This is a genomic window from Nonomuraea antri (assembly GCF_013283785.1).
Lineage (GTDB): Bacteria > Actinomycetota > Actinomycetes > Streptosporangiales > Streptosporangiaceae > Nonomuraea > Nonomuraea antri.
In genome coordinates this window covers 1-6,674 of sequence record NZ_JABCPZ010000366.1, presented here as the reverse complement: position 1 = coordinate 6,674, position 6,674 = coordinate 1, and the positions used below count along the sequence as shown (strand labels likewise).

The following is a 6,674-nucleotide window of genomic DNA, read 5'->3' as shown; positions in this document are numbered from 1 at the left end:
GCCCGTCCCGGCCCGGCGGGCGGACGCAGAGCGCAACATCGCCGCCATCCTCGAAGCCGGCACCCGCCTGCTCGGCAGCGACCCCTCGGCCAGCGTCGCCGACATCGCCAAGGCCGCCGGCGTCGGCCGCGTCACGCTCTACGGCCACTTCCCCTCCCGCGAGGCCCTGGTGGACGCCGTGCTCGACCACGCGGTGAACGTGGCGGAGTCCGCACTCGAAGCCGTGGACGTCGACACGGGTCCCGCCCCCGAGGCGATGTCCGGGCTGCTGCGTTCGTCGTGGCAGCTCCTCGACCGGCATCGCCGCCTGTTCCTGGCGGCCGACCGGGTGCTGCCCACCGAGCGCATCCGCCGCCACCACGACCGTCCGCTGCGCCGCGTCGAGCGGCTGATCAAGCGCGGCCGCGACGACGGCGACTTCCGCTCCGACCTGCCGCTGCCGTGGCTGGTGACCACGTTCTTCGCGATCGTTCACAGCGCGGCGCAGGAGGTGGAGTCCGGGCGGCTCGGGCCCGAGGAGGCCGAGCGGGTCCTCGTCGGCACCATGCTCTCCCTGCTGTCGGTGCCGGGGCGGGGCTGACGGACGCACAGGCAATCCTCAGCCGGAGAACGGTGACACGGCCCGGCCCTGGTCGTACATTCACCGTGATCGCCCGGAATTCGAGGAGGATTCTCCCGTGCTCACCCCCCGAAGCCGTAGAAATGCCGCCTTCCTGGCCCTGGTCACCGCAGCCGCCCTGATCCCCGTCCAGGCGCACGCCGCGACAACCGACCCCACGGCGACCGTGTTCTTCCCGAACCCCGTGCAGAGCAGCGGCGACCAGTCGCTGACCGACGGCAAGGACCGCGACAGCGCCGCGCTCGCCTCCGCCTACCGCACGGTCACCCTCACCGACCTCGACGGCTCAGGCACGCTGACCGGACGATACGTCCGGGTCAAGAGCGAGACCGGCAAGCCGGTCGACGGCGCCTTCCACTTCCGTCGCGACGTCGACCAGTTCGAGCAGGTCATGGGCTACTACTGGGTCACCACGGCCCAGCACTACCTGCAGTCGCTCGGCTTCGGCTCCCGGCTGCGTCCGGTCAACCAGCGTCAGATCGAGCTGCGCATCAACCAGTACGGCGGCGACAACTCCTTCTTCCGCGAGGACAAGGCGAACATCACGCTGGGCAAGGGCGGCGTGGACGACGCCGAGGACGCCGAGGTGATCGTGCACGAGTACGGCCACTCGGTGCAGGACGGGCAGGTGCCCGGGTTCGGCACCACGCTGGAGTCCGGCTCGATCGGCGAGGCGTTCAGCGACTACCTGGCCGTGGCCGTGACCAGCTGGAAGACCGGCACACCGACCGCGGCGCCGGAGGCGTGCGTGGCCGACTGGGACGCGGTCTCCTACACCGCCACCGCCCCGCACTGCCTGCGCCGCCTGGACGGCACCAAGCACTACCCCGAGGACGTCGTCGGCGAGGTGCACCGCGACGGCGAGATCTGGTCGGCCGCCCTGTACGACATCCGGGGACGGCTGGGCGACCGGCTGGCCAGCACGATCATCGTGGACGCGCAGTTCGACTTCGCCAAGGACACCACGTTCCGCGCGGCGGCCGAGGCCACGGTCGCGGCGGCGCGGCGGCACGGCGGGAGCGCGGCGGAGTCGGCGGTCCGCGCCGCCTTCACCGCCCGCGGCCTCATCTGAGCCCCGCCGCTCGAGGCCGCGGCTGAACGACGGGCTCGAACCGATCGCCCGCCTTGGGCTGGGCGGCCGGTTTGAGCTGGGCGGTCACGAGGGCGGCGAGGACGACGAGCGCGCCCGCCCCCTGCGCCACCGTCAGCTCCTGCCCGAGCACCGCCCACCCCAGCCCGGTGGCGACCACCGGGCTGAGCAGCCCGAGGAAGGTGACGCTGGTCGCGTTCAGCGCCCGGATGCCGCGGAACCACAGGGCGTAGGCCAGCGCGGACCCGATGACGGTGAGGTAGGCGTAACCGGCCAGGTTCGAGGCGGTGAAGGTGGCCGGCGGCGGGCCTTCCACCAGCAACGCCACCGGCAGCAACACCAGCCCACCGGCCACGAGCTGCCATCCGGTGACGGCGAGCAGCGGCGCGGGCGACGTCCAGCGCTTGCTCAGCACCACCCCGGCGGCCATCACCACGGCGCCGCCGAGCGCGGCGGCCACGCCGGCGGCGTCCAGGCGGGCGTCGGCCTGCAGCACCAGCAGGCTCACCCCGGCCACGCCCGCCACGGCGGCGACCAGCGTACGCGGCGAGAGACGTTCGCCCAGCACCCCCGCCGAGAGCAACGCGACGAGCAGCGGCTGGATCGCCCCCACGGTGGCGGCGACCCCGCCGGGCAGCCGGTAGGCGGCGACGAACAGCAACGCGAAGAACACCCCGATGTTGAGCGCGCCCAGCACCAGGGATCGCCACCACCAGCTTCCGCTGGGCAGCCGGCGCGTCAGCGCGATCAGGATCAGCCCGGCGGGCAGCGCGCGGATCAGCCCGGCCAGCAGCGGACGCCCCGGCGGCAGCAGCTCGGTCGTGACGAGGTAGGTCGTGCCCCAGAGCGCGGGCGCGACGGCGGTCAGCAGGACGAAGGCATACCGATTTCTTAGCACTAAGACAAAGTATCTCAACACTAAGAGACCGGCCAGGTGATTTACCTCACCGCTAAGACATCCTCTAGGCTGGGCGCGTGGCAGACCATGTGGACCTCGTACTGCGGCAGTGGGGCGACCAGCGGCCCGACCTGGACGTCTCCCCCATGGCGGTGATCGGGCGGCTGTCGCGGCTGCATCGACTGATCGACGCCGAGCTGCGCCGTACGTTCGCCACGCACGGGCTCGACTCCGCGTCGTTCGACGTGCTCGCCACGCTGCGGCGCAGCGACCCACCGCACCGGCTGACGCCGAACGAGCTGATGCGCGCGTCCATGGTCACCTCGGGGGCCGTGACGCAGCGGCTCGACCGGCTGGAGCAGCGCGGGCTGGTGACGCGCACGCCCAGCGAGTCCGACGGCCGGGTGGTGCACGTGACACTCACCGCGGCGGGTCACGCGCTCGTCGAGCGCGTCCTGCCCGACCATCTGGCCACCGAGAACCGGGTGCTGGCGGGCCTGGGCGCCGACCGGCGCGCGGACCTCGCCGCCACGCTGCGCGACCTGCTCGAGTCCCTGGGCGACCGGCTCGACTGAGCCCCGCCGGGGCTCAGGTGAACTCGCCGCCGTTCATCCCTGGCCGCCGGGCGCCGAGCGGGTGACGAGGCGGGCCCGGATGGAGTCCGTGATGATCGCGCCGGCGGCGTCGCGGTCGAGCTTGTGCCGCCGTACGAGGTCGTGCACGCCCTGCCGGGTGATGCCGAGCATCGCCGCGGCGACCGTCACCGGGACCGCGGCGGCCGCCGGGTGACCTGCGCGCCTGGCCACGGCCCGGCCCAGCGGGGTGCCCCACCAGGCGGCCGGCGGGTCGAACGGCCCGTCACCCGGATACAGGGCGCTGACCAGCCGGATCGCCAGGAAGGCGGCGGCCCGGTCGTCGTCGCCGAGCAGCACGTCCGCCCATTGCCCGGCCCTGGCGGCCAGCCGGTCACGCAGCCGGGTGTCCGCTCCCCCATCGCCGTCGTCGCCGTCATCTCCGAACAGGATGTCCAGCGGGTCGAGCAGCCGGGCGCCGACGATCCTGCGAAGATCTTCGGCCAGCGCGTGCCGCTCGTCGGGCCAGGGTCCCATGCCCGCCTCCTTCCGCTCGACGATCAAGTATCAAGAACTTGTCGTAGCGGGTCAAGTAGCGGCGAGCTGGGGTTTCACCGCTTCCGCGGGCGGTTCCTGCGTTGCGGCCGCTGCGCGACGGCGACGGCCTCGCTCGACCAGTGCGCCGGACGGGTGAGCGCGGCAGGCAACCGGGTGGCGGCGTCGCCCTTGGCCGCGTTCACCTGTGACTGGGTGAGGAAGATGCTGCCGGTCAGGTCGGCGCCCGACAGGTCGGCGCCGCGCAGGTCGGCCCCGATGAGATCGGCGAGCCGCAGGTCGGCGCCCTGCAGCTGCGCGCCGATGAGGTAGGCGCCGCGCAGGTTGGCCGCGCGCAGGTCGGCCCGTTTGAGGTTGGCGCCGATCAGGTCGGCGCCGCGGCGCTCCTTGCCCCGCTGCCCGGCCCTGGCCAGCTCGCTCACCCGCAGCAGCAGCTCGTTCACGCCCGCGCGGTAGGTGGGCACGTCGAGCTGGACGAGCTCGTCGGGGCCGCCCCGGGTGAGCCGTTCGGTCTCGCGCAGCGCCGCGGCCAGTTCCTCGCCCATCGGCCGCGCGGCGTCCAGCTCCAGCGACTCGTTCAGGTACCACAGCAGCTCGTGCAGCTGCCGGACGATGGGGAAGACCGCGAACATGCGGGCCGCCGACTCGGGCGCCTGCCGCCAGTCCTGGCCGGCGAAGGTGACCTGCGAGACCTTCTGACCGGCGCCGAAGCAGTCGTAGACGGTGCAGCCGGCGAAACCGCGCTGCCGGAGATCACGGTGGATGGAGCAGCGGAAGTCCTGGCTCAGGTTGGGGCAGGGGCGGCCGGCGTCCTTGTCGATCGCGAAGTCGGCCGAGGCCGAGAACGGCAGCGCCACGCAGCACAGCCCGAAACAGCTGGCGCAGTCGGCGCTGAGCTCACGTGGGTTCGGCAAGGCGCGGGTTCTCCTCTGAGACGACTGGGCGGATGGGCGTGTCCGTGGCTGGACGCGGCCATCCTCGCAGGGTACCGGCAACCGGCCCGTCCCCCGCACGCCGCGACGGCTCCCCGTGAGGTGGCTCAGCCGTGAGGTGGCTCAGCCGCCGGGAAAGAGGTACGGCGTCGTCGTGGACAGCCTGGCGAACCCCAGCCTGGCCAGGATCGGCCGGCTCATGTCCGAGGCGTCCACCTGCAGGTAGCGGTAGCCGCGCGCGACCGCGATGCGGGCCCGGTAGGCCACCAGAGCCCGGTACAGGCCGCGCCCGCGCCACCCGTCGACCGTGCCGCCGCCCCACAGCCCGGCGAAGTCGGTGCCGGGGTGCAGTTCCATGCGGGCCGAGCTGATCGGCTCGTCGCCGGCCATGGCCACGACGGCGATCACGTCGTCGTCGCCGAGCCGGTCGAGCAGCTGGCGGCGCAGATCGGTGGCGTCGGTGCCGAAGGCGAGCTCGTGCACGCGCGTCATCAGGTCGACGCCGGCAGCGTCGGTGACCGGTTGCAGCCGTACGCCGTCCGGCAGCTCGGCCTCGTGCGGCAGTTCGGCGGCCGCGGCGACCATCAGGGCCTCCTCGTCCTCGGCGGCGAAGCCGGCCGCGAGCAGCCGGCGCCCCAGGTCGGCCGGCCGGTCGTGGGCGTACAGCTTCCACTCCAGGCCCAGGCCGAGGCCGGTGAAGTAGGCGAGCTGGGCCTGGATGGCCGCGTCGGCGGTGTCGTCGTCGAGCTCGGACCACAGCACGCCGTTCCAGCCGTGGGCCGGGCCGACCTGCCGCACCACGCCGCCGTCGAACTCGATCCTGGACCGCGGGCCGTCGGGGACCGCGCCTCGTCTCACCTGCCGGTCGTAGGCGGCCAGCACCTCGTCGTGATTCACCCGCACACCCCACCACCGGCGCCCGCCGGCGGCAACCGATTTACCGCCGGCGGTGGTCCGGATCAGCTCTCGGGGACGGGCCAGGGGTCGCCCCATTCGACGTCCCTGGCCGCCTGGTAGACCGGGCCCTGGCGCTTGGAGACGATCACGTCGCGCAGCCCTTCCTCCCGGGTGCACAACCGCAGCGACACCAGGCCCTTGCGCTTGCCGGGATGCCGGACGACCCGCCCCTCGCTGCCCGGCCAGGCGTGGGAGGTGGCGACCAGGTAGGAGAACTTCTCGTCCTCGAAGCTGAGCGTGCCCGACTTCACCCGGCGGTGCAGTGAACTGCGCGGCAGCCGTACCGAGAAGTGGCACCAGTCCTGGCCGGGGACGATGGGGCACGGCCCGCCGTGCGGGCACGGCGCGACCAGCGTCATCCCCTGCCCGACCAGCACCTCCCTGGCCGCCGACACGCTCGCGTACCCGGCCGGGGTGCCGGGCTCAATGATGATCACCATGGCCGCGTCGGCCGCCAGCCAGCGCACCACCTGCGCCCGTTCGCCCTCGGGCAGTTCGTTCAGCGCGTACGACATCGTCACCAGGTCCGCGGCCGGCCGGCGCAGGTCCGCCTTGATCTTGGCGTGCTGCCAGGACGTCCCGCGCACCGCGGCCGAGCGCGAGGTCCCCGCCAGCCGCCGGCCCAGGTCGATGATGTTCGCGTCGTGCTCGATGACGGTGATCCGCTCCAGCGACGGCCAGGTCTCGCCGGCCGCCCAGATCGCGGCGCCGGTGCCGCCGCCCACGTCCACCTGGGTGAGCGGGGCGAACCCCGGCGTCAGCGCCGCCGCCTGCCGCATCGCCGTGGCCGCCGCCGCGAACGTGGCCGGCATCCGGTACGCCGCGTAGGCCGCGATGTCGGCCCGGGTGCGCAGGAACGGTCCTTCGCCGGGTGCCCCGGTGCGGTAGCGGCCGGTCAGCGCGCCGGCCGACTGCGACAGCTCGTGCGGGGAGAACCGCGCGAGTGCCGCGTCCAGGGCGGTTCTCAGTTCGTCGGGCAGCAGCACTTCTCACCTTCTTCGGACACGCCGGGGCTTCGGGCAGGACGGGATTCCACGCGGCTCCCGAGGGT

General features: G+C 73.3%; 8 protein-coding genes. 3 read left to right on the top strand and 5 right to left on the bottom strand.

All coding sequences use genetic code 11. From position 1 onward, the window contains the following. Together HII36_RS52280 and HII36_RS52275 are read left to right on the top strand one after the other, a co-directional pair. On the top strand, nucleotides 1–580 hold a 580-nt coding region (locus tag HII36_RS52280; protein ID WP_236005062.1), incomplete at its 5' end, for a TetR/AcrR family transcriptional regulator. Nucleotides 581–677: 97 nt separating this feature from the next. Continuing rightward, nucleotides 678–1,691 (top strand): M4 family metallopeptidase, encoded by a 1,014-nt coding sequence (locus HII36_RS52275; RefSeq protein ID WP_173530870.1) that lies wholly within the window; start codon nucleotides 678–680, stop codon nucleotides 1,689–1,691. Here the strand turns inward: HII36_RS52275 and HII36_RS52270 are convergent. After that, the gene (locus tag HII36_RS52270) at nucleotides 1,684–2,607 is read right to left on the bottom strand and encodes an EamA family transporter (RefSeq protein ID WP_173530869.1); all 924 of its coding nucleotides are present in this window, start codon (nucleotides 2,605–2,607) and stop codon (nucleotides 1,684–1,686) included. The two genes, HII36_RS52275 and HII36_RS52270, sit on opposite strands and share 8 nt — an antisense overlap. Nucleotides 2,608–2,684: 77 nt before the next feature. Here HII36_RS52270 and HII36_RS52265 point away from each other — a divergent pair, with 77 nt between their 5' ends. Next, nucleotides 2,685–3,182, top strand: coding sequence for a MarR family winged helix-turn-helix transcriptional regulator (locus HII36_RS52265; protein WP_173530868.1), 498 nt, complete (start codon nucleotides 2,685–2,687; stop codon nucleotides 3,180–3,182). 33 nt (nucleotides 3,183–3,215) lie between these two features. Here HII36_RS52265 and HII36_RS52260 read toward each other — a convergent pair whose 3' ends face one another. The 4 genes from HII36_RS52260 to HII36_RS52245 all read right to left on the bottom strand — a co-directional run bounded on the left by HII36_RS52260 (nucleotide 3,216) and on the right by HII36_RS52245 (nucleotide 6,609). Next, entirely contained in the window at nucleotides 3,216–3,716 is a 501-nt protein-coding gene (locus tag HII36_RS52260) for a hypothetical protein (RefSeq protein WP_173530867.1), read from the bottom strand. A gap of 74 nt (nucleotides 3,717–3,790) precedes the next feature. Beyond that, nucleotides 3,791–4,648: a pentapeptide repeat-containing protein gene (locus HII36_RS52255; protein ID WP_173530866.1), complete on the bottom strand. Its 858-nt coding sequence runs from the start codon at nucleotides 4,646–4,648 to the stop codon at nucleotides 3,791–3,793. A 141-nt stretch (nucleotides 4,649–4,789) separates the two neighbouring features. Then, nucleotides 4,790–5,563, bottom strand: coding sequence for a GNAT family N-acetyltransferase (locus tag HII36_RS52250; protein ID WP_173530865.1), 774 nt, complete (start codon nucleotides 5,561–5,563; stop codon nucleotides 4,790–4,792). 62 nt (nucleotides 5,564–5,625) lie between these two features. Then, nucleotides 5,626–6,609 (bottom strand): small ribosomal subunit Rsm22 family protein, encoded by a 984-nt coding sequence (locus tag HII36_RS52245; RefSeq protein WP_328808284.1) that lies wholly within the window; start codon nucleotides 6,607–6,609, stop codon nucleotides 5,626–5,628. Between the last annotated feature and the right edge of the window lie 65 nt (nucleotides 6,610–6,674).

Excerpts from the sequence above, each read along its gene's own strand:
- HII36_RS52260 (WP_173530867.1), bottom strand. The coding sequence starts at position 3,716 with ATGGGACCCTGGCCCGACGAGCGGCACGCGCTGGCCGAAGATCTTCGC.